This is a genomic window from Micromonospora sp. CNZ309, assembly GCF_002846525.1.
In genome coordinates, this window is record NZ_PJNG01000001.1 from 983,496 (window position 1) to 1,002,672 (window position 19,177).

Annotated in this window: 18 protein-coding genes; 10 read left to right on the plus strand and 8 right to left on the minus strand. The window is 71.7% G+C overall.

What is annotated here, in order from left to right; genetic code table 11:
• Window positions 1-43: 43 nt before the first annotated feature.
• Window positions 44-919 (minus strand): alpha/beta fold hydrolase, encoded by an 876-nt coding sequence (locus CLT72_RS03715; RefSeq protein WP_250100159.1) that lies wholly within the window; start codon window positions 917-919, stop codon window positions 44-46.
• Between the two features lie 100 nt (window positions 920-1,019).
• Between CLT72_RS03715 and CLT72_RS03720 the strand changes: the two genes are divergently transcribed.
• From CLT72_RS03720 to CLT72_RS31805, 4 genes are read left to right on the plus strand one after another with little or no spacing between them, the layout of a single operon-like run.
• Window positions 1,020-1,571 (plus strand): YciI family protein, encoded by a 552-nt coding sequence (locus CLT72_RS03720; RefSeq protein WP_101409525.1) that lies wholly within the window; start codon window positions 1,020-1,022, stop codon window positions 1,569-1,571.
• Complete coding sequence (locus CLT72_RS03725) at window positions 1,544-2,071, plus strand: hypothetical protein (protein ID WP_144082172.1); 528 nt, start codon at window positions 1,544-1,546, stop codon at window positions 2,069-2,071. Before CLT72_RS03720 ends, CLT72_RS03725 begins: the two co-directional genes overlap by 28 nt.
• Window positions 2,072-2,091: 20 nt before the next feature.
• Window positions 2,092-4,149: an NACHT domain-containing protein gene (locus CLT72_RS31800; RefSeq protein ID WP_158241957.1), complete on the plus strand. Its 2,058-nt coding sequence runs from the start codon at window positions 2,092-2,094 to the stop codon at window positions 4,147-4,149.
• Window positions 4,142-4,804 carry an ElyC/SanA/YdcF family protein gene (locus CLT72_RS31805; protein WP_158241958.1) on the plus strand — a complete coding sequence of 221 codons (663 nt, stop codon included), beginning with the start codon at window positions 4,142-4,144 and terminating at the stop codon, window positions 4,802-4,804. Before CLT72_RS31800 ends, CLT72_RS31805 begins: the two co-directional genes overlap by 8 nt.
• A gap of 117 nt (window positions 4,805-4,921) precedes the next feature.
• On the opposite strand, the gene CLT72_RS03735 is transcribed toward CLT72_RS31805, so the two are convergent.
• Together CLT72_RS03735 and CLT72_RS03740 are read right to left on the minus strand one after the other, a co-directional pair.
• Window positions 4,922-5,404, minus strand: a complete 483-nt coding sequence (locus CLT72_RS03735) for a cation:proton antiporter regulatory subunit (protein WP_101409527.1) — start codon at window positions 5,402-5,404, stop codon at window positions 4,922-4,924.
• Between the two features lie 111 nt (window positions 5,405-5,515).
• Window positions 5,516-6,454, minus strand: coding sequence for an aminoglycoside phosphotransferase family protein (locus tag CLT72_RS03740; RefSeq protein ID WP_101409528.1), 939 nt, complete (start codon window positions 6,452-6,454; stop codon window positions 5,516-5,518).
• 335 nt (window positions 6,455-6,789) lie between these two features.
• Here CLT72_RS03740 and CLT72_RS03745 point away from each other — a divergent pair, with 335 nt between their 5' ends.
• Window positions 6,790-7,800 (plus strand): trypsin-like serine peptidase, encoded by a 1,011-nt coding sequence (locus tag CLT72_RS03745; protein ID WP_101409529.1) that lies wholly within the window; start codon window positions 6,790-6,792, stop codon window positions 7,798-7,800.
• A 99-nt stretch (window positions 7,801-7,899) separates the two neighbouring features.
• On the opposite strand, the gene CLT72_RS03750 is transcribed toward CLT72_RS03745, so the two are convergent.
• Window positions 7,900-8,745, minus strand: coding sequence for a CHAP domain-containing protein (locus CLT72_RS03750; RefSeq protein WP_144082173.1), 846 nt, complete (start codon window positions 8,743-8,745; stop codon window positions 7,900-7,902).
• Between the two features lie 249 nt (window positions 8,746-8,994).
• Between CLT72_RS03750 and CLT72_RS03755 the strand changes: the two genes are divergently transcribed.
• Both CLT72_RS03755 and CLT72_RS03760 read left to right on the plus strand, forming a co-directional pair.
• Window positions 8,995-9,948, plus strand: coding sequence for an SRPBCC family protein (locus CLT72_RS03755; RefSeq protein WP_101409531.1), 954 nt, complete (start codon window positions 8,995-8,997; stop codon window positions 9,946-9,948).
• A 26-nt stretch (window positions 9,949-9,974) separates the two neighbouring features.
• On the plus strand, window positions 9,975-11,147 hold the full coding sequence (locus tag CLT72_RS03760) for a zinc-dependent alcohol dehydrogenase (protein ID WP_101409532.1): 1,173 nt from the start codon (window positions 9,975-9,977) through the stop codon (window positions 11,145-11,147).
• Window positions 11,148-11,225: 78 nt separating this feature from the next.
• Here the strand turns inward: CLT72_RS03760 and CLT72_RS03765 are convergent, their stop codons facing one another.
• Together CLT72_RS03765 and CLT72_RS03770 are read right to left on the minus strand one after the other, a co-directional pair.
• Window positions 11,226-12,245 carry a hypothetical protein gene (locus CLT72_RS03765; RefSeq protein ID WP_101409533.1) on the minus strand — a complete coding sequence of 340 codons (1,020 nt, stop codon included), beginning with the start codon at window positions 12,243-12,245 and terminating at the stop codon, window positions 11,226-11,228.
• Window positions 12,246-12,577: 332 nt separating this feature from the next.
• Window positions 12,578-14,056: a glutamate-cysteine ligase family protein gene (locus CLT72_RS03770; RefSeq protein WP_101409534.1), complete on the minus strand. Its 1,479-nt coding sequence runs from the start codon at window positions 14,054-14,056 to the stop codon at window positions 12,578-12,580.
• A 183-nt stretch (window positions 14,057-14,239) separates the two neighbouring features.
• Here CLT72_RS03770 and CLT72_RS03775 point away from each other — a divergent pair, with 183 nt between their 5' ends.
• A complete protein-coding gene (locus CLT72_RS03775) occupies window positions 14,240-14,578 on the plus strand; it encodes a DUF3817 domain-containing protein (protein ID WP_089000664.1) in 339 nt (112 codons plus the stop codon).
• An 80-nt stretch (window positions 14,579-14,658) separates the two neighbouring features.
• Here the strand turns inward: CLT72_RS03775 and CLT72_RS03780 are convergent, their stop codons facing one another.
• Window positions 14,659-15,519: an alpha/beta fold hydrolase gene (locus CLT72_RS03780; RefSeq protein ID WP_101409535.1), complete on the minus strand. Its 861-nt coding sequence runs from the start codon at window positions 15,517-15,519 to the stop codon at window positions 14,659-14,661.
• 47 nt (window positions 15,520-15,566) lie between these two features.
• Entirely contained in the window at window positions 15,567-16,115 is a 549-nt protein-coding gene (locus CLT72_RS03785) for a hypothetical protein (protein ID WP_101409536.1), read from the minus strand.
• Between the two features lie 143 nt (window positions 16,116-16,258).
• On the opposite strand from CLT72_RS03785, the gene CLT72_RS03790 reads away from it, so the two are divergent.
• Window positions 16,259-17,383, plus strand: coding sequence for a baeRF2 domain-containing protein (locus CLT72_RS03790; RefSeq protein WP_101409537.1), 1,125 nt, complete (start codon window positions 16,259-16,261; stop codon window positions 17,381-17,383).
• A complete protein-coding gene (locus tag CLT72_RS03795) occupies window positions 17,376-19,136 on the plus strand; it encodes a thiamine pyrophosphate-binding protein (RefSeq protein WP_101409538.1) in 1,761 nt (586 codons plus the stop codon). Before CLT72_RS03790 ends, CLT72_RS03795 begins: the two co-directional genes overlap by 8 nt.
• The last annotated feature ends 41 nt before the right edge of the window (window positions 19,137-19,177 follow it).

The window sequence follows — 19,177 nt, forward strand, 5'->3', positions numbered from 1 at the left end:
TTGCGGCTGCCGACGGCGATCGGCCCGCCCTCGCCGCCGGCGGTCAGCCGGCGTCCAGCACCTCGCGCAGCTTGGCCGCGAACTCGGCGGGCTTGCCCGCGTAGCCGAACTCGCCGTCCATGAAGCCGCCGTGGTGACTCGGGAACACCACGGCCTCCTGGCCGAGCAGCTTCGCCGTGGCGACGGCCGTACGCGCCGTGTAGGTCCCTTCCGTCTCCTCGCCGACCGCGATCACGATCCGGGTCGGCGCCGCCGTGAGCGCCGCCGCGTCGGGCCGGAAGTCGGTGACCGTCCCCGAGGCCTTCGACAGCAGCGGGTCGTCGCGGGAGCCGTCGTCCTCGGTCGGCAGGCCGAACGCCGCCGGGTCGGGCGCGGGCTGGGCGAAGTAGGCGTCGGTGAACTCGCCCTGCCAGGAGACCAACGCCATGAAGGCGGCCATGCCCGCGCCCATGCCCTTCGCCTGGTATGCCTCGTGGACGGCGGCCTGGGCGCGCTCGGCCGCCGCCGCGTCGGGAAGCACGGAGTTGATCGGCGGCTCGTGTGCCACCAGCGTGGCCACGTCACCGGGGTGGGACGCGACCAGCTCCAGCGCGGTCACCGCCCCGCCGCTGCTGGCGAACACGTCGACCGGGCCGGAGCCGAGCGTCTCGATCAGCAGGTGCAGGTCGGCCGCCTGCTGCTGCGGCGTGTGGTCCGACCGCCCGTCGCTGCGGACGCTGCGGCCGAGCCCGCGCGGGTCGTAGGTGACGACCGTCCGGTCGGTGAAGTGGGGCGCCAGCGCGTTGAAGCCCTCCGCCGTCATCGGCTGACCGATCATGAGCAGCGTGCGGTGCCCGTCGGAGGCCGACAGTGGACTGCGCACGTCGTAGACAAGGTCGACGCCGGGCGCGGCGAGGGTGTGGGTCTCCATCGTCGTCATGACGGGGAGCGTACGACCGACGGGTGACAGAACGGACGCCACACGCGGGAAGCGGTACCCACCCGCCGCGGTTCCCGGCACCGGCGTCAGGATCCGCGGTATGGAGTACTTCTGCTACCACCGCGACCGGCGCGACTCCCTAACTCTGCGCGAGGAGCTGCGCGAGGAGCACTGGTCCTACATGGACCGGTACGCGGAGCGGATGATCGCCCGTGGGCCGACGTTCGCCACCGACGGGAGGACGCCGATCGGCAGCGTGCACATCGTCGACCTGCCCGATCCCGCCGCCGCCCGGGCGTTCGCCTTCGACGAGCCCAACTACCAGGCCGGCGCGTACCGGGACGTGCTGCTGCGCCGGTGGCACAACACGCTGGGGCGCACCATGTGGGACTTCCCGGGCGGCCCGACGGGTGGTGACCGGTACCTGGTGCTCGGCCTCGGGGCGGGGGAGGCCGCCGACCTGGACGTGAGCGGGAACCGGGACGAGCTGATCGCGTACGGGCCGCTGCTGTCGGACGACGGTGTCATGTGGCTGGGCACGGCGGCGCTGGTCCGGGCGGAGGACCCGGACGAGGCGCGTTCCCTGCTGACCCCGGACCGGTACGCCGACATCGAGGTCCACGCGTGGGCGTTCGGCGGACGACCGTCCTGACCCAGGAGGCCGACGAAAAGGGCTGGCTCATTGACGCGCCACCGGGTGACCGCACCAGGGTGATTTCCCAGTGTGGTCGCAGCACGACCTACTGTCATAATGAAGGTCGTTCCGGTCTGCGAAGGACGGTGGTGCTCGTGTCCGGGGTCGAACTGATCGTGGCCGCGTTGGCTGCGGGAGCGGGTGCGGGAGTCAGCAACACCGCCAGTGCCGCCATCCAGGATTCGTACACCCAACTGAAGGCGGTGCTGGTTGGCCGGCTGCAGGACCGCCGGCAGGCCCGGGACGCGCTGGACCAGGATCTGACCGAGCCGACGGCGTGGGAGGCCGTCCTCGGCAGGGACCTGCGCGCTGCCGGCGCCGCCGATGACGAACAGGCGATCGCGCTGGCCCGACGGATCCTCGAGCTTATCGATCGACAAGGGTCCCGGATCGACCTGCGGCACAGCCGCGGGGTGCAGGTCGGGAACGACAACGTCCAGACCAACACCTTCCACTAGCCGACCGGCACGGATGCGTGGTGGCAGACCAACGCGATCAGCAGGACTCCCGCCGGTTCAATCTCCCGAAGGCCCGCGGAGGAATGGCCGGTGACCACAACATCCAGGTCAATCTCTTCAGCGCGCCGCCGGAGCGGTCGGTATCCGACGGTACGCTGGCCCCTTCCTCGCCAGGGGCGCTCGAGGTGTTGCGCGCGAGCGTCAACAAGGCGGTCTCCGAGCAGGTCAGGCTGCTCACGAACCGTGGCTTCCTCGTCGTGCCGTGGTCGCTGCAGACCAGCGGGGCGGACGGGCTCGAACCGGCTGCTGACATGTCGCCCATGGGCGACGACCGCCTCGGTGACCTGGTGGCCGGTGGCGGTCAGTTGATCGTCGTCGGGGAATCTCAGTCCGGCAAGACCACCCTTGCCACCCGGATGGTCAAGCTCATCGCGGACCGCACGGACAAACAGCCCGTCGTCTTCACGCTTGCCACCTGGAATCCCCGCACAACCCGCCTAAAGGCATGGATGCTCGACGTACTCCGCTCGACTTCTCGACAGAACGGCACCAGCCAGGTCGCCGCCCTCGCGGCGGCGCTGGAGGCAGGCGAGATCATCCCGGTGTTCGATGGCTTCGACGAAATCGACGCGGCGTTCTGCGGCAAGGCGTCCCAGGCGATCAACCTCTTCGTCGACGACCGGCCCGCAGTGCTCACCGGCATCCCACGGCCGTCGCATTCCCGGGCACTCTACGCCGCCCTTCCCGGAGCCGAGATCATCGAACTGGCTCCTGTCGAGGCGAGCGAAGTGGCGCGCTACCTCCTGAACGTGCCCAAGCCCGAGCGAACACGGTGGCGCGCCATCTCGGCGCAGGTCGAGGCCGAACCCAGATCGTCCGTAGCCGCAGCCCTGTCGTCCCCGCTGATCGCCTGGCTGACCAAGAGCGTCTACGCGACCGGCCCCGAGCCGGCTGCCCTCGCCACGGCACGCGACGCAACCGAACTGCTGGACGAGGACAGGTTCCCGACCCCGGCTGCCATCGAGAACCACCTGCTCGGCAGCCTCGTCACCGCGGTCTTCGGCCTTCGCGTCGCAAGTCCCGACGGGGACCTCGCCCCGGTCAACGAATTTCCTCCGCAGGATGCAAAGCGGTGGTTGAGTTTTCTCAGCGAGCACGCGGTCAGACGGATCATCGCCTTCTGGGAGATCAGATACTACGCGCCGCTGTACCGGCTGGCCCTTGCGGCGGCGGCTCTCGCGGGTGTCACAGTCGGTCTCCTCAACCACCTTGTCCCCAGGTTCGCCGGCACCGCGATTCTGCTGTCGCTCGCCGGCCTGTGCTTCGGCTTCGGATGGGCCCGGGGCTACGCGGCCGGGCGGGCCCGTGGGCCGGCGGATCCTGCCCGGGCCGGATATGCCCGGGGAGGCGTCAACCAGGACGGCGACATGCGCTCCCACGCGCTTCGTCTGGCGCAGGGTCTATTGATGATCACTCTCGGCTATGCGGTGTGCCGGATCACCATGCTCGGGCTCGATGAGCCGGCCGGCTGGCTGCTCGGCCTGTCACCTGCCCAGGCCCTGCTGGGCGCAGCCCTGGCGACCCCGGTGGGCGTCGGTGTCGGCATCCTCGGCGGCCGGATCGCGGCCGCCGTGCTGCGGGCCGCGCCGTGGCTGGACGCGAAGACGGGGGCCCGGACGGCTGACCCGCTCGTGGTCATCCACAACGACCGGCGATCCGGGATCGGCCTCTTCCTCCTCGCGTGTGTCATCCTGGCAGTCGGATACCTGGTCTACTACGTTGCAGTCATGCCACTCGGTTTCCCCAACGGGATATACCTGGTGCCCGTGGGGGCGAGCGTCGCCATGTTCTTCTGGAACGAGTGGGCATGCTACAAAGTCGCTCACCTTTGGCTTTTGTCCCACCACCTGCTGCCCTGGCGCTTCGAGCAGTTCCTGCAGACCTGCCATGACGGCGGGATCCTCCGCAAGAACGGGAACCACTTCGAATTCCGTCACCAACGTCTGCAGGACTGCCTGGCGGAGTCGTACCCCGGCCGCGGCCGCACTCGACGAAAAGCGTTCGGACACCGTGTTTGACATCGCGCCGGGCACCACCGGCCTGACCATCAAGGACATCGCCCACATCCTGATCCCCGGGCGGGGTCGCAGCGTCGACGGAATCGGGCTCAGCCCGGACGGCCTGTTGCGCGTGCAGGTGGCGCGTGAGCTGTACGAGCAGGTGACCAGGCCGCGGCAGGGCCGGATCGTGTGCTCCGGGTACAAGTCGCCCGCCGACTCGAAGGGCCTGCTGTGGACACCGCCGGACTCGCCAGGAGAGCGGTTCTGTGGCATGCCCGAGGCGGACATCATGAAGGCCGAGCTGCTGGCCCGGAACGTACCCGAGGACGTGATCCAGGTCGAGCGGCACTCCATCGACACGGTGACGAACTTTCTCCGTTCCGAAACGGAAGGGCACTTCGGCGACGGCCGGCCGGTGGCGATCGTCGCCCAGGCCGACCACCTGCACCGGATGCTGTCCGTCATCGCGCCCCGGACGCTGCGCCGCCCGTACCTGGGTGTGGTCGCGCCCGGGACCGAGACAAAGCGCGAGGGCGGGCTGGTCGGCCTGGCCAGCAGGGCGATCGTGACGGCTCTTCCGAACGACGCCGATCGGGCGGTGGCGGTCGCCACGAGGCGCGCCAGCGGCGTGTGGCGTACTGTCCGCGCGTTGGGCATGCGCGAATACCACTGAGCCTTACCTGGGGCCTCTCCCTCATCGATTCCGCGCACGCCGCACCCACACCCAACGGCAAGATCGGATCGGCACAAGATCAGTGTGGGGTGGCGGCGTCGGCAAGGTAGACGGGGGTTAGCCGTTGGTGAAGAGCTCGCGGATCGCGACGAGGCTGGCGCCGTCACCGACGGCCACCAGCGAGTCTCCGGACTGGAGGGTGAAGTCGGGACCCGGCGACGGGATCACGCGACCGTCGCGGACCACCGCGACGATCGACGCGCCGGTGCGGGTCCGCGCACGCGTGTCACCGAGGTTGCGCCCCAGATAGGGCGACCGGGCGGGGATCGGCATGCGTACGGTCTCGACGCCCTCCAGGGGCGGGACCAGCTCCGTCAGGTTGTCCATGACCAGCGGAAGGCCGAGCAGGTCGGCGATCGTCCGCGCCTCCGTGCTCTCCAGCGTCAACGTGTGCTGGACGGTCTCCGGGTCAGCGGGGTCGTAGAGCACGATGTCGCGTCGGCCGTCGAAGTGCACGATGACGGCGCCTCGCTGACCCGTCCCCGTGGCGAACGAGTACGACTCTCCGACGCCGAACAGCCGGGTCCTCTCCAGGTCCACGTTTCCACCTTCCGAGGCCGACCGCCCTAGTCGAGCGCCTTGACGCCCAGCCTAGTACTCCGGCCGGGCTCGCGACGATGACGGTGCTGGCCAGCCGGGTCTGGTGGCTGCTCACTGCTTGGCTGTGCCGCCGGCGCCGGCCGCGTAGTCGGCGAAGATCCCGCTGAGGACGCGCAGCGCGTCCGCCGCCTGCGTGTCGGCGTCGCCCAGGGCGTGGGCACAGGTGACGAGGGTCTTCCAGAGGGCCCAGCCGCGCCCCCGCGCCCAGGTCGCCTCGTCGACCGACAGCCGCTCCCGGAACGCCTGCCGACCGTCGGCGGTCAGCAGTGTCCACGCGACGGCCAGGTCGCAGGCGGGGTCGCCGACGCCACAGGTGCCGAAGTCGATGACAGCCGCCAGCCTCCCGTCGATGAGCAGGAGGTTTCCCTGGGCGACGTCACCGTGGAACCAGCTGTCCACACCGTCCCAACGGGCGTCGCACGCGTTCTGCCAGATCTCGCGAGCCAGCTCGACGTCGACGTGGCCGTCGAGTGCCGTGAGCGCGCGCCGGGCTTCCCCCTCGTAGGTGCGCAGTGTGCCGCCCCGGAACCAGTTGTGCTTGCCGGGGCGGGGACCGTCGGTGGTGTCGACGCTCTGTAGGGCCGCCAGGAACCCGGCCAGGTCGAGCGCGAACCGGACCGGGTCCGCGATGCTGTCCGCGCTCGCCGGCTCGCCGTCGAGCCACGGGTACACCGACCACGGGTAGGGGTAGCCCACGCCGGGTCCGCCTCTTGCCAGCGGGGTGGGGATGGGCAGCGGGAGCCGGGGGGCGAGCCTCGGAAGCCACCGGTGTTCCTTGTCGACCGCCAGGGCGTACTCGGCTGCGCTGGGCAGACGCACCGACATCCGCGTGCCGAGGTGGAAGGTCCAGTTGTCCCAGCCGCCGTTGGCGACGGGCCGGACCGGGAGGCCGGCCCACTGGGGGAACTGGTCAGCGACGAGCCGACGCACCTGATCCGCGTCGACGGTGCGGCGTTGGGGTGCGGGACCGAGGTGCGGGGTGTTGCTCACCGGGACATCCTTCGCTGGTCCGACAGCTGACGGTGCGCTTGGCGCCACCACCGTAGTCGCCTGAGGCTGACGGTAGGCAATCGCAATTCCCATCCGTCGACAGTAGGAAACGCCCTCAAATTGAGAGCGCGGATTGGCGGCAATGGGATTTGCGAGGTCAATTTCGAGGGTTCTGTTCGGGGTGGGCCCGCTTTGTTTGTCGCCGGCGATGGGCATTTCCGGTCGTCGGGGAGCCAGTGTCAATTACCTGTCATTCCATTACGTTGTGATCAAAGCAATTCGATCGATAGGTTTCGCTGGTCCGAGTTGGAGTACCCGGAAAAGGGGGCACCCTGTTGAGATCAACCCTACGCTGGTCCGCATCGGCCAGCCTGGCGCTCGCGCTGGTACTGACCGCCCCGGCGGTCGCCCAGGCGAAGCCCACCGCGGTCGAGAAGAACGGCAACACCACCACCCTCGCCCGCACCAGTGACGGCCGTGCGATCACCAACAAGGCGATCGCCGAGGAGGTCGCCGCGTACTGGACGCCGCAGCGGATGGCGAGCGCCGTCGACCTGGACATCGCGAAGTCCACGAACGCCACCGAGTCGCTGAGCCGGGCGCCGAAGCCCGACGGGCCGGCGGGCTCGGTCGCGCCGGTGCGACCGAGCGTCGCCAGCGGTGCCGACGTCGGCATCCAGCTCAACGAGTCGGCGGTCGTCGGCAAGGTCTACTTCACCACCCCCAACGGCGGCGGCGCCTCCTGCTCGGCGAGCGCGGTCGCCAGCGGCAAGGCGCGACTGGTCATGACCGCCGGGCACTGCGTGCACCAGGGCGCCGGCGGCCAGTGGTACAGCAACTGGCAGTTCGTGCCGCGCTACCGTGACGGCGCGCGGCCGTTCGGCACCTTCGTGGCCTACCAGCTCACCGCCCGCACCGCGTGGATCAACGGCAGCAGCTACGACGAGGACATGGCCATCGCCATCATGCACAACGGCGGTAACTGGGGCCTGAAGGTCGTCGAGACGGTCGGCGGCCACGGCATGCGCTGGAACTGGGGCTACAACATCTCGCTGATGACGGCGCTGGGCTATCCGTCCAACCTCGGCGGCGGCGAGAGCCAGTACTACTGCCAGAGCGGCACCTGGCACGCCGGCGGCCAGCAGATCCGGATGTGGTGCAACATGACCTACGGCTCCAGCGGCGGTCCCTGGCTTCAGGAATACAACGACCAGAATGGTCTCGGATTCATCAACAGCGTCGTGAGCCACGGCGACAACCCGGGCAACGGCCAATTCGACGGGCCGTACTTCGACGACGACATCAAGAGCCTCTACGACTTCGCGGAGGGTCTCTCCCCGGCGTAAGGGCACGTGATCGGCAGAGCCCCGGCCGTGCGGCCGGGGCTCTGCGCGCGGGTGCTGCGTCCTCGGCGCGCGGTGTGACCGGCGATCCGAGGCGGCGGGTCACTTGAAGCGGATGAACTTCGAGAACTGGTTGTTGGCGGTTCCCACCGACACCGTCCGATGGCTGTACCTGTCGGCGGATACGTAGTTGTACTCGTCGATCTCGAAGGTGCCGTTCGCGTTCACCCTGGTCACGAAGGCGACGTGACCGTAGGTGCCGCCCAGGCGCACCGCGACGTCACCGGCCTTCGGGCTGTTGTGCACCGGTACGCCGGCGCGTCCGGCGGCAGCCACCCACTCCTTGGCGTTGCCCCACCGCGCCTGGCCCTTGTACTGGTTGTGGAAGGCGACGCCGACGCGGCTGCGCAGCGCCCAGGCCACGAAGCTGGTGCACTGCCCCTTGTAGAAGTTCCACGGGTCGATGCCCGACGTCTGCCCCTTGTACGGGTAGTCGTCCCTGGCCGGGTAGCTGGCCCCGGCGGAGATCAGCTGGTGGGAGGCGTTGTTGTTCTTCAGCGTGGAGTTGAGGTTCTTCTTCGCCCCGGCCGCGAAGTCCTGGTACGCGTGCGAGCCGTTGTAGCCGGTGTTGTAGTAGACGCGCACGGTCTTGCCGGTGCGGTTCCACGCCGAGGCGGCGTTGTTCTTGATGCACTGGCCCTTGCCGCTGCCGGCGCCCTTGAACTCGTAGCAGCCCGGCTGCGTCGAGCCATAGTCGGCCAGCGAGCCGGCGTGGTCGGAGACCGAGCCCGCGTGGTCGCTGTTGAAGTAGTAACAGAACTCGCCGGCGTTGCACGTGCCGTCGCGGGACGCGGCCTGGGCCGGCGCGGCGACCGCCAGGACGCCGAGAGTCGCGCCGAGCACGCTCGCACTGAGGGCGCCGAGGACGCGAGCGGTGACCGTGGGCATGATCACTTCCCTCCTAGGGATGAGGAGGGACCCACGCTACAAGCCATCGATCGACCGCCATACCCCTCAATCGGGGCGCGGCCCGAGCGGGCGCGGGCCGGTAGGCGGGAGCGGGGCGGCCCAGGGGGGTGGGTTGTGTGCCGATTCGGGGTTCGTGGGGCGATTCCCGGGCATAGCGTCAGGCGTGGCGGCTTCCCGCCGCCGGGCCCACCCCGGGGGCGGGTCAGGACGATCTGACGGTGGTGCGACGTGGACGAGACCGATCCGATGATGCTGGACCAGCGGAACCGACGTGTCCGGGGTACGGGGCTGCCCCGGGTGCTGGGCGTGGTCAGCCTCGCCCTCGGCGCGGGCGGGCTGCTGGCCCCGCGCGCGGTGGCCCGGCTGACCGGCGTGGACGACTCACCCATGGCGCGTACGGTCATCCCGGCCGTGGGCGCCCGCGAGTTGGCCCACGCGGCCGGCCTGCTCGCCGGCCGCCGGCCGACCGGCTGGACGTGGACCCGGGTGGCCGGCGACGCCATGGACCTCACCCTGCTCGGCCGGGCCTGGGCGGACCGGTGCGGCGAGCGCCGCCGGCGGGTCGCCCTCACCACCGTCGCCATCGCCGGCATCGCCGCCGTGGACCTGTTCGCCGCCGTACGCGCCGGGCGGGCCCAGGCCGCACGGCGGCGGGTGATCGACATGGAGGTCGCGGTCACCGTCAACCGCTCCCCGGCCGAGGCGTACCGGTTCTGGCGGGACCTGGAGAACCTGCCCCGGTTCATGACCCACCTGGAATCCGTACGCGCCGAGGACCTGCGCCGCTCGCACTGGACCGCGCGCGGACCGGCCGGCCGCCGCGTCGAGTGGGACGCGGAGATCGTCGACGACCAGCCCAACCGGTCGATCGCCTGGCGCTCGCTGCCCGGCACCCGGGTGCCCAACGCCGGCCGGGTGCGGTTCGTGCCCGCCCCGGGCGACCGCGGGACCGAGGTCCGGGTGCGACTGCGCTACGCCCCGCCCGCCGGCGCGCTCGGCCGGGCGGTGGCGAAGCTCTTCGGCGAGGAGCCCGAGCAGCAGGTCCGCGACGACCTGCGCCGGTTCAAGCAGGTGGTGGAGACCGGCGAGGTGGTCCGCTCCGAGGGCAGCCCCGACGGCATCTCCGTACGCCAGCAGGTCATGCAACGCCCCGCCCAGCCGCTGCCCATCGCCCGCCGCTGACCGCCCGTGACCCGAGAGGACGAACGATGAAGGCCACCGCCTGGATGGGCAAGGACAGCGTCAAGGTCGTCGACGTGCCCGACCCGACCATCATGAACGCCCGCGACGCGATCGTACGGATCACTTCGACCGCGATCTGCGGCTCCGACCTGCACCTCTACCACGGCTACATCCCCGCCATGCGCAAGGGCGACATCCTCGGCCACGAGTTCATGGGGGAGATCGTGGAGGTCGGCCCGCAGGTGCGCAACCTGCGCCCCGGCGACCGGGTGGTCGTGCCGTTCCCCATCGCCTGCGGCCACTGTTCCTCCTGCCAGCGCGGCCTCTTCTCGGTCTGCGAGAACTCCAACCCCAACGCCGGGGTGGCCGAGAAGATCATGGGTCACTCGCCGGCCGGCATCTTCGGCTACTCCCACCTGCTCGGCGGCTACGCGGGCGGCCAGGCCGAGTACGCCCGGGTGCCGTTCGCCGACGTCGGCCCGATCAAGGTGCCCGACGAGGTGCCCGACGACCAGGCGGTGATGCTCGCCGACGTCCTGCCCACGGGCTACATGGGCGCGGAGATGTGCGACATCAAGCCGGGCGACGTGATCGCAGTGTGGGGTGCCGGCCCGGTGGGGCTGCTCGCCGCGGCCAGCGCCCGGATGCTCGGTGCGGAGCGGGTGATCGTCATCGACCGGTACCCCTACCGGCTGCGGCTGGCCGAGGAGCACGCCGGCGCGGAGACCATCAACTACGACGACACCGACGTGCTCGACGCGCTCAACGAGATGACCGCCGGCCGGGGGCCCGACGCCTGCATCGACGCCGTCGGTCTGGAGGGGCACCACGGCAACACCGCCGTCTACGCGTACGACCGGGCCAAGCAGGCCGCCCGGGTCGAGACGGAGCGGCCGTTCGCGTTGCGGCAGGCGATCCTCGCGTGCCGCAGCGGCGGCGTCGTCTCGGTGATCGGCGCGTACGGGGGCTTCGTCGACAAGTTCCCGATGGGTGCGTTCATGAACCGGTCGCTGATCATGCGTACGGGTCAGTGTCACGTCCAGCGCTACACGCGTCCGCTGCTCGAGCGCATCCAGCGTGGGGACATCGATCCCAGCTTCATCATCAGCCACCGGATGTCGCTGAAGGACGCCGCCAAGGGATACAAGATCTTCCAGAAGAAGCAGGACGAATGCAGCAAGGTCGTCCTGAAGGTCTGAGCGGGAGGGCGGGCGGCGCCGGGACCTGACCCCCGGGGACGGCGGGCGGCGCCGTCCCCGGGACCCGTCAGCCTCGGCTCAGGCCCAGGGGGCCGTCGGATACCAGGGGATGATCTCGCGGCGGGCGAGCAGCCGCACGTCCCAGTAGAGGAACGTGAACGCGCCGGCGACGATGAACGCGACCGCGGTCAGCACCGCCAGGCGGCTCGGCCGGGCGCTGAACCAGCGTTGCAGGCGGGAGCCGGCGAGCCAGGCCAGCAGCAGGAACAGCACCGCCATGATGACGATGTTGCCGAGGGACTGCAGCGTGAACGCCGCCGCCCCGTAGAGCGGGTTGCCGCTCTCGGCGGCGTCGCGGAACATCTGCCGGAACAACGCGAAGGGCCGGCCGATCAGGAAGCCGGCGATCAGCGCGCCCATGAAGACCATCGGGGCGTTGGGGAACCGTCGGGCGATCCGGGCGAACGGATCCGGCACGACGCCCAGCGCGGCCAGACCGAGGTAGATCATGATGAGCCCGATCGCGCCGAAGACCACCATGGACTGGATGCTCCTCGGCGACAGTCCGCCGGGGGCGTTGGGCGCGGTGGAGAACTGCGGCATCGAGGTGCCGACCAGGCCGACGAGCGCGCCGTAGGCGGCCGACACGGCGACCATGCCCACCGACATCCAGCCCAGCGGCTTCAGCGGCGCGACGATCCGACTGAACCGACTGCCCGTCGTGCCGGTCAGCGGGGCCAGCGCGCCGAAGGCGGCGATGTTGCAGGCGGTGAACGTGCCCGCGATGCCCGAGACGAAGGCGAACAGGACGCCGGCCGCGATGCCCTGGATGGGCGTCTCCTTGGCGTCGTGGCCGAGCAGCGTGTTGGCGACGTTGTCGCCGATGGTGCGGTCCACGAACTCCGCCGACCAGATGACGGTCAGCAGGAATCCGCCGAGGACGCTGAGGAGGATGATCAGCCCTCGCCGCCGGGGAAAGTGCCCGTTGACGAACGCGGACGTCCCGCTCCGCGTGGCGTCGGGGCCGAGCGGCGTGGTGCCGGGCCCGCGCCGGGCGGGCGCGTCGGGCCGCGCGGAGGACCTCTGGGTCTGCGTCACGTGCGCTCCTCGTGTGGTGGGGGAGGGAGGGACCGGTGCAGGACGACCCGGACGCCGCGCCGACGCCCCTGCGGCCGCGCCGGCGACCATCGATCGACGCGTACGCGCCAGCGCGGCCCTCCGGGCCCGATTGGCGCCGGTCGATGTCCGCGTTTCATCATGGGGTGGCCGCCGTCGGCCCGGTTCTTCCATCGTGCGCAATCTGCCCGGCCGTCCGGCCCGGTCAGGGCGCCGTCAACTCCGGAACAGTCCCAGCTGCCGCGCTCCAGCCGGCTCGGCCTGGCTCGGCCCGGGGTGGGAGGGGGCGTGCAGGCCACCACGCCGGCTGCGGATCAGGGGATGGGCCACTCGTGGACCGGCCGGTTGCTGTGCATCAGCGCCACGTAGTGGCGCACCACCTCGCGCAGCGCCTCCGGCCGGTCGAGGTGGTCGGCGGACTCCAGCCGGTGCAGGGTCTCCACCTGCCAGCTCGCGCCGTTGCGGCCCGTCAGGCAGCGCTGCTCGATGATGCCGAGCAGCCGGTCCCGCTCGTCCGGGTCCAGGCCCCACCGGTCCAGCCCGTGGTGGGCCAGCGGCAGCAGCCGGCGCAGCACCAGCTCGGTGACCGGGAGATAGCCCAGGCCGGGCCAGAAGACCTGGGCGTCGATGCCGTGCCGGGCGCAGGCGGTGAAGTTCTCCTCGGCCGCGCTGAACGACATCTGCGACCACAACGGCCGGTCGGCCTCCGCGAGGGCCCGGACGAGGCCGAAGTAGAAGGCACCGTTGGCCACGGTGTCGAGCACCGTCGGCCCGGCCGGCAGCACCCGGTTCTCCACCCGCAGGTGCGGGCGGCCCTTCAGCACGTCGTACACGGGGCGGTTCCAGCGGTAGACGGTGCCGTTGTGCAGTCGCAGCTCGGCGAGCTTCGGCACGTCGCCCCGGGCGAGGGCCTCGGCCGGGTCCTCCGCGTCGCAGACCGGCAGCAGCGCCGGGAAGTAGCGGACGTTCTCCTCGAACAGGTCGAACACCGTGGTGATCCAGCGCTCGCCGAACCACACCCTCGGGCGTACGCCCTGGGCCTTGATCTCCTCCGGCCGGGTGTCGGTGGCCTGCTGGAACAGCGGGATGCGGGTCTCCCGCCACAGTTCCCGGCCGAAGAGCAGCGGCGAGTTCGCGCCCAGGGCCACCTGGATGCCGGCGACCACCTGCGCGGCGTTCCAGTAGTCGGCGAACTGGGCGGGACTGACCTGGAGGTGGAACTGGGTGCTCGTGCAGGCCGCCTCGGGCGTGATGGTGTCGGCGGTGACCGTCAGCCGTTCCACGCCGTTGATCGCGATCCGCAGGTCCTCGCCGCGGGCGGCGAAGATCTGCTCGTTGAGCAGCGCGTAGCGCGGGTTGGCCGACAGCGTCTCGGCGGTCAGGTGCTCCGGGCGCAGCGTCGGCAGGATGCCGATCATCACCATGTGCGCCCCGACGCCCCGCGCCTTGGTCTCGGCCGCGTTGAGGCTGGCCCGTACGCTCTCCTCGAACTCGTGCGTGCCGGTGCCGGCCAGCCGGCGCGGCGCGACGTTGATCTCGACGTTGAACTGGCCCAGCTCCGTCTGGAAGCTCGGGTCGGCGACGGCGGCCAGCACGTCGGCGTTGCGCATGGTCGGCATCGAGTCGTCGTCGACGAGATTGAGCTCGATCTCCAGCCCGGTCATCGGCCGTTCGACGTCGAACCGGGACTCCCGGAGCATCTCGGCGAAGACGTCCAGGCACCGCCGTACCTTCTCCCGATAGCGGGCCCGGTCCTCACGACTGAAGGTCCGCACCCCGACGTCCTCGCCCATGGTCACCGCCCTGTCACCGTTGGTTCCCCTAACCTCGCACGCCCGGGGCGGGCCGGGGAAGACCCGAAGCTTCTTGTACGTACCCGGCTCGGGCCCGCGTGATCCCTGTCGCCTCCGCCCATCGTGCCGTCGGCGCGCCCGGCCGGGTGGTTAGCATGTGCGGCAACCGGTGGGGGAGTGACGATGCGCGAGAAGATCACCAGGCTCTTCGTGGCGGCGGCGATCGCCGAGGCCTGCTCCTGGCTGGCCCTGCTCGTCGGCATGGCCGTCAAGTACGGCCCACCGGGCAACGAGATCGGCGTGCAGATCTTCGGTCCGATCCACGGCGCGCTCTTCGTCGCGTACGGCCTGCTGGTCCTCGCGATGGCCCGGCTGCACCGCTGGCGGCCCTGGCCCACCCTCGTGGCGCTGGCCTGCGCCGTGCCGCCGTTCGCCACCCTGGTCTTCGAGCGCTGGGCCGCCCGGCGCGGCATGCTGCGCACCGCGGGCGAGCCGGACCGCCCGCTGACCCCGGTCGGCTGACCCGGTCGCTGGCCTCGCCGTCGCGCAGGGGTGGCCAGACCGGCGAGTCGGCCGGCGGCCAGCCGGTGAGTCGAGGACCGTCAGCCGACGAGGAAGCCGGCGAGCGCGGCGGCGAGCTGCTCCGGGGCCTCCTCGGCCATGTGGTGCCCCGAGTCGATGGCGGCCACCCGCACGTCGTCGGCCCAGTCCCGCCAGATCGCCGCGGGGTCGCCGTACAGGTCGACCATGTCGTCGCGCTCCGACCAGCAGAACAGCACCGGGCAGGCGATCCGCCGCCCGGCGGCCCGGTCGGCGTCGTCGGCCGCCCGGTCCGGGCCGAGCCCGGCCCGGTAGTCCTCACACATCGCGTGCACCGTCGCCGGGTCGTGGATGGCCCGGCGGTAGTCGGCGTACGCCTCCTCACCCATGGTGGTCGGCGACCCGCCGTACCAGGCGTCCGGGTCGGCGGTGATCACCCGCTCCGCCGGCTTGTCGGACTGGCCCAGGAAGAACCAGTGCCACCAGCGGGCCGCGAACCTCGCGTCGGCGCGGGCGAGGGCCTCCCCGATCGGCACCCCGTCGAGCACGCCCAGCCGGCTGACCCGCCGAGGGTGGTCCAGGGCCGTGCGCATCGCCACGTAGCAGCCCCGGTCGTGCCCCACCACGGCCGCGCGGTCGTGCCCGAGCGCGTCGAGCAGGCCGACCACGTCGCGGGCCATCGCCCGCTTGGCGTATGCGGTGTGCCCGGGGTCGCTCGGCGGCTTCGACGAGCCGCCGTAGCCGCGCAGGTCCGGGCAGATGACGGTGTGCTCCCGGGCGAGCAGCGGCGCGACGCGGTGCCACGTCGCGTGGGTACGCGGATGCCCGTGCAGTAGCACCACGGGCGGGCCCGAGCCGCCATGGCGTACCCGCAGCCGGACCTCGCCGACGTCGACGTGCTCCAGCGTGAACCCCTCGAACATGGTCCCCACCGTGCCCGCCGCCGCGACGCCGGAAACCGCGCCGGCCGTCAGGTCAGCGTGGACCAGGTCAGCAGCACGGCGACCAGCAGCGTGCCCAGCATCGCCTGGAGCAGCAGCGGCGGCCCGAGGTGCGACCACAGGGTGGCGGTACGCGGGGTGAGCAGCTGACCCGTCGTGAGGTTGACGATCCGCTCGATCTTCGGCGGCAGGTCCGGGTCGCCCTGGCGGCGCAGCGTCAACTGCACGTGGTCGGCCGGGTGCAGGGCGCTCTGCGGCAGGTGCCCGTGCAGCTCGACCTCGCAGAGCTGCCCGGCGGCGTCGCGCAGCCGTACGGGGGTGACCAGGTATTCCGGGCCCTTCTTCAGGTCCTTGAAGCGCCGGCGGGCCCCGCCGGCGCCGGCCGAGAAGAGGGAGCGGACGAGTGCTGTCAGCAGGCCGGCGACGCCGGCCGCCGCGAGCACCGCGACCAGCACCGGCTGGCCGATGCGTACCTCGCGCGGATAGCCCTCCATCAGCCGCACGATCCGCCCCGTCACGATGCGGTCGCTCGGGTGGACGATGCGCCGGATGTGCAGGTCGCTGTCCATTTCCACCACCCAGAGTCCGGTTGCGTGCACTGATGGTATCGGTCATCCGGGTTGAACGACATGAATGAACACCGGTCACGTGCCGCCCGGCGGCCAGGTGACAACCGGGGTGGCGCGGGTAAGCGGGGGGCCGAGCTGGAAAGGGGTCGAGCATGCAGCTGTCCTTCCTGCGCCCGCTCTACGACCGGCCGGGGCCGTGGGTCTCGGTGTACCTGGACGCCTCCGCCAACACCGAGGACGCCCACCCGGCGCTCGATCTGCGCTGGCGGGCCCTGCGCCAAGAACTTCAACAGCAGCGCGCCGACGTGGAGACCATCGACGCCGTCGAACGGGTCGTGCGGGGGCACGACCCGATGCCGGGCGACTACGGGCTGGCGATCTTCGGCGCCCGGGGCCGGGTGGTACTGTCGGAGTACCTCTCCGCCCCGCCGCTGCGGGACCTCGCCGCGTACACCTCGCTGCCGCACGTGATGCCCATGCTGGCGCAGCGCGGCGAGCAGGTGGGCTGGGTGCGGGTGCTGGCCGACCGCACCGGCGCCGACGCCATGGCGATCAGCGCCGGCGGCGTGCCGCGCCGAGCCCACGTGAGCGGCCGGGAGCACTTCCCGCTGCGTCGGGTGCAGCCCGGCGGCTGGTCGCAGTCCCGGTACCAGCGCGCCGCCATGGAGGCCTGGCACCACAATGCGGGCGACGTCACCGCCGCGACGGTGGAGCTGGCCGAGAAGGTCGGCGCCGAGGTGGTGGTGGTCGCGGGCGACGTACGCGCCACGGGGGTGATCGCCGCCCAGATGCCGTCGCGCTGGCAGGACGTGGTGGTGCGCACGGACGCCGGGTCCCGAGCCGGCGGCGCCGACCAGAGCCTGCTCGACGACCTCACCGTGCAGACCATCGCCGAGGTGGCCGACCAGCGGATCACCGCCGTGCTGGACCGCTTCGGCATGCAGGAGGACGTCGGCGCCGGGCTGGACGCCGTGGTGTCGGCCCTGCAACGCAACCAGGTCGAGACGATGCTCATCGTCGACGACCCTTCCGCGAACGGGGAACTCTGGATCGGGCCGGACCCGACGGAGATCGCCACCGAGCCGGGGCAGCTCGCCGCCATGTCCGTACGCGACCCGGAGAAGGTCCGCGCCGACGCCGCGCTGGTGCGCGCGCTGGTCGGCATCGACGCCGAGCTGACCGTGCTGGGTCCCGACGAGGCGCCGGAGCTGACCGACGGCGTCGGGGCGGTGCTGCGCTACGTCGACGCCGGCACGCCGGGGCGTGGTGATGGCTGAGCGCAGGGTGGCCGACCTCGTGGTCGAGCGACTGCGCGCCTGGCGGGTGCCGCGGGTCTTCGGCTACCCGGGGGAGGCCATCGCCCCGGTGGTCCAGGCGTTGGACGCCTCGGGCGGGGATCCGGCGTTCATCCCGGCCCGGCACGAGGAGACCGCCTCGTACATGGCCACCGGGCACGCCAGGTTCACGGGCGGGATCGGTGTCTGCCTGGCCACCCAGGGGCCGAGCGCCGTGCAACTGCTCAACGGCCTCTACGACGCCAAGCTGGACAGCAAGCCGGTGGTGGCGATCGTCGGCGAGGACGTGTCGGGTCCGCTCGGCGCCGCCCACCAGGAGATCGGGCTGAGCCGGCTGTTCGCCGACGCCTGCAACCAGTTCGTCCGCTACGGCCGCGTCCCCGACGGGGTGCCGGCCCTGCTCGACCAGGCGTTCCGCACCGCCGCCGCCACCCGCAGCCCGGTCTGCGTGGTGCTGCCGCGGCAGTTGCAGGAGGCCGCCGTGCCCGACCTCCAGCCGTACGCGGCCGGGGTGCTGTCGGCGACGCCGGGGGAGCCGCTGGCCCGGGTCCTGCCGCACGACGTCGACCTGGACGCGGCCGCCCAGCTGTTCGCCAACGGCCAGCGGACCGCGATCCTGGTCGGCCAGGGCGGGCGGGGCGCGGGCGCCGAGATCGTCGCCCTCGCCGACCGGCTCGGCGCGGGGGTCGCGGCGTCGCTGCTGGGCAAGCCGGTGCTCGACGAGCGGCTGCCCTTCCACGCCGGCGTGCTCGGCGAGGTCGGCACGCCGGCCGCCGCCGAGCTGATGGGTGGCTGCGACACGCTGCTGCTGATCGGCACGAACGACCCGTGGACCGACTACTTCCCGATGCCGGGACAGACCCGGACGGTGCAGATCGACATCGACGGGCGCCGCATCGGCACCCGCTACCCGGTGGACGTTCCGCTCGTCGGCGACGCCCAGGAGACGCTGCGGGCGTTGCTGGCCCGGGTGCCCGACCGGCCGAACGCCCGGTGGCGGGAGACCGTGGAGGGCTCCGTCGGCCGCTGGCGGGCCGAGCGGGCCGAGCGGGCCGCCGCCCCCGCCGAGCCGGTGAATCCGCAGCTCGTGCTGCACGAGCTCTCCACCCGGCTTCCCCGCCGCGGGGCGGTCGCCGTGGACGTCGGGTCGGTCCTCTACTGGTACGCCCGGCACCTCGAACTGCCCCCGGGCGTCAACGCGCAGCTCTGCGGCACGCTCGGCTCGATGGGCTGTGCCCTGCCGTACGCGGTGTCGGCCAAGCTCGCCGCACCGGACCAGCCGGTGATCGCGCTGCTCGGCGACGGCGCCATGCAGCTCAACGGGCTGGCCGAGCTGGTCACCGTGGCGCACCACTGGCGGGAGTGGCGCGATCCCCGTCTGGTGGTGCTGGTGCTCAACAACCGGGACCAGTCGGGCATGGGTGGCGGCCGTACGCCCACCGACCCGACGCGCCGCCGGCCCGACGTGCCGTACGCCGGCTGGGCACGCCTGCTCGGCCTGCACGGGGTGCGGGTCGACCGGCCGGAGCTGGTGGGGGCGGCCTGGGACGAGGCGCTGGCGGCCGACCGGCCCTGCGTGCTGGAGACCGTCGTCGACCCGGCGGTACGGCTGGCGCCGCCCGAGCCCGCGTTCGCCGACCTGCGCGAGGTGTTCGCCGGGGGCGACGCCGCCCGGCGGGTGCGCGACCGGATGCTCGCCGCCGGGGTGGCCGTCGAGGTCGACGACCTCGTTTAACGACCCGGGCGACGGGCACTGAGGACGCGCAGTACGACGCT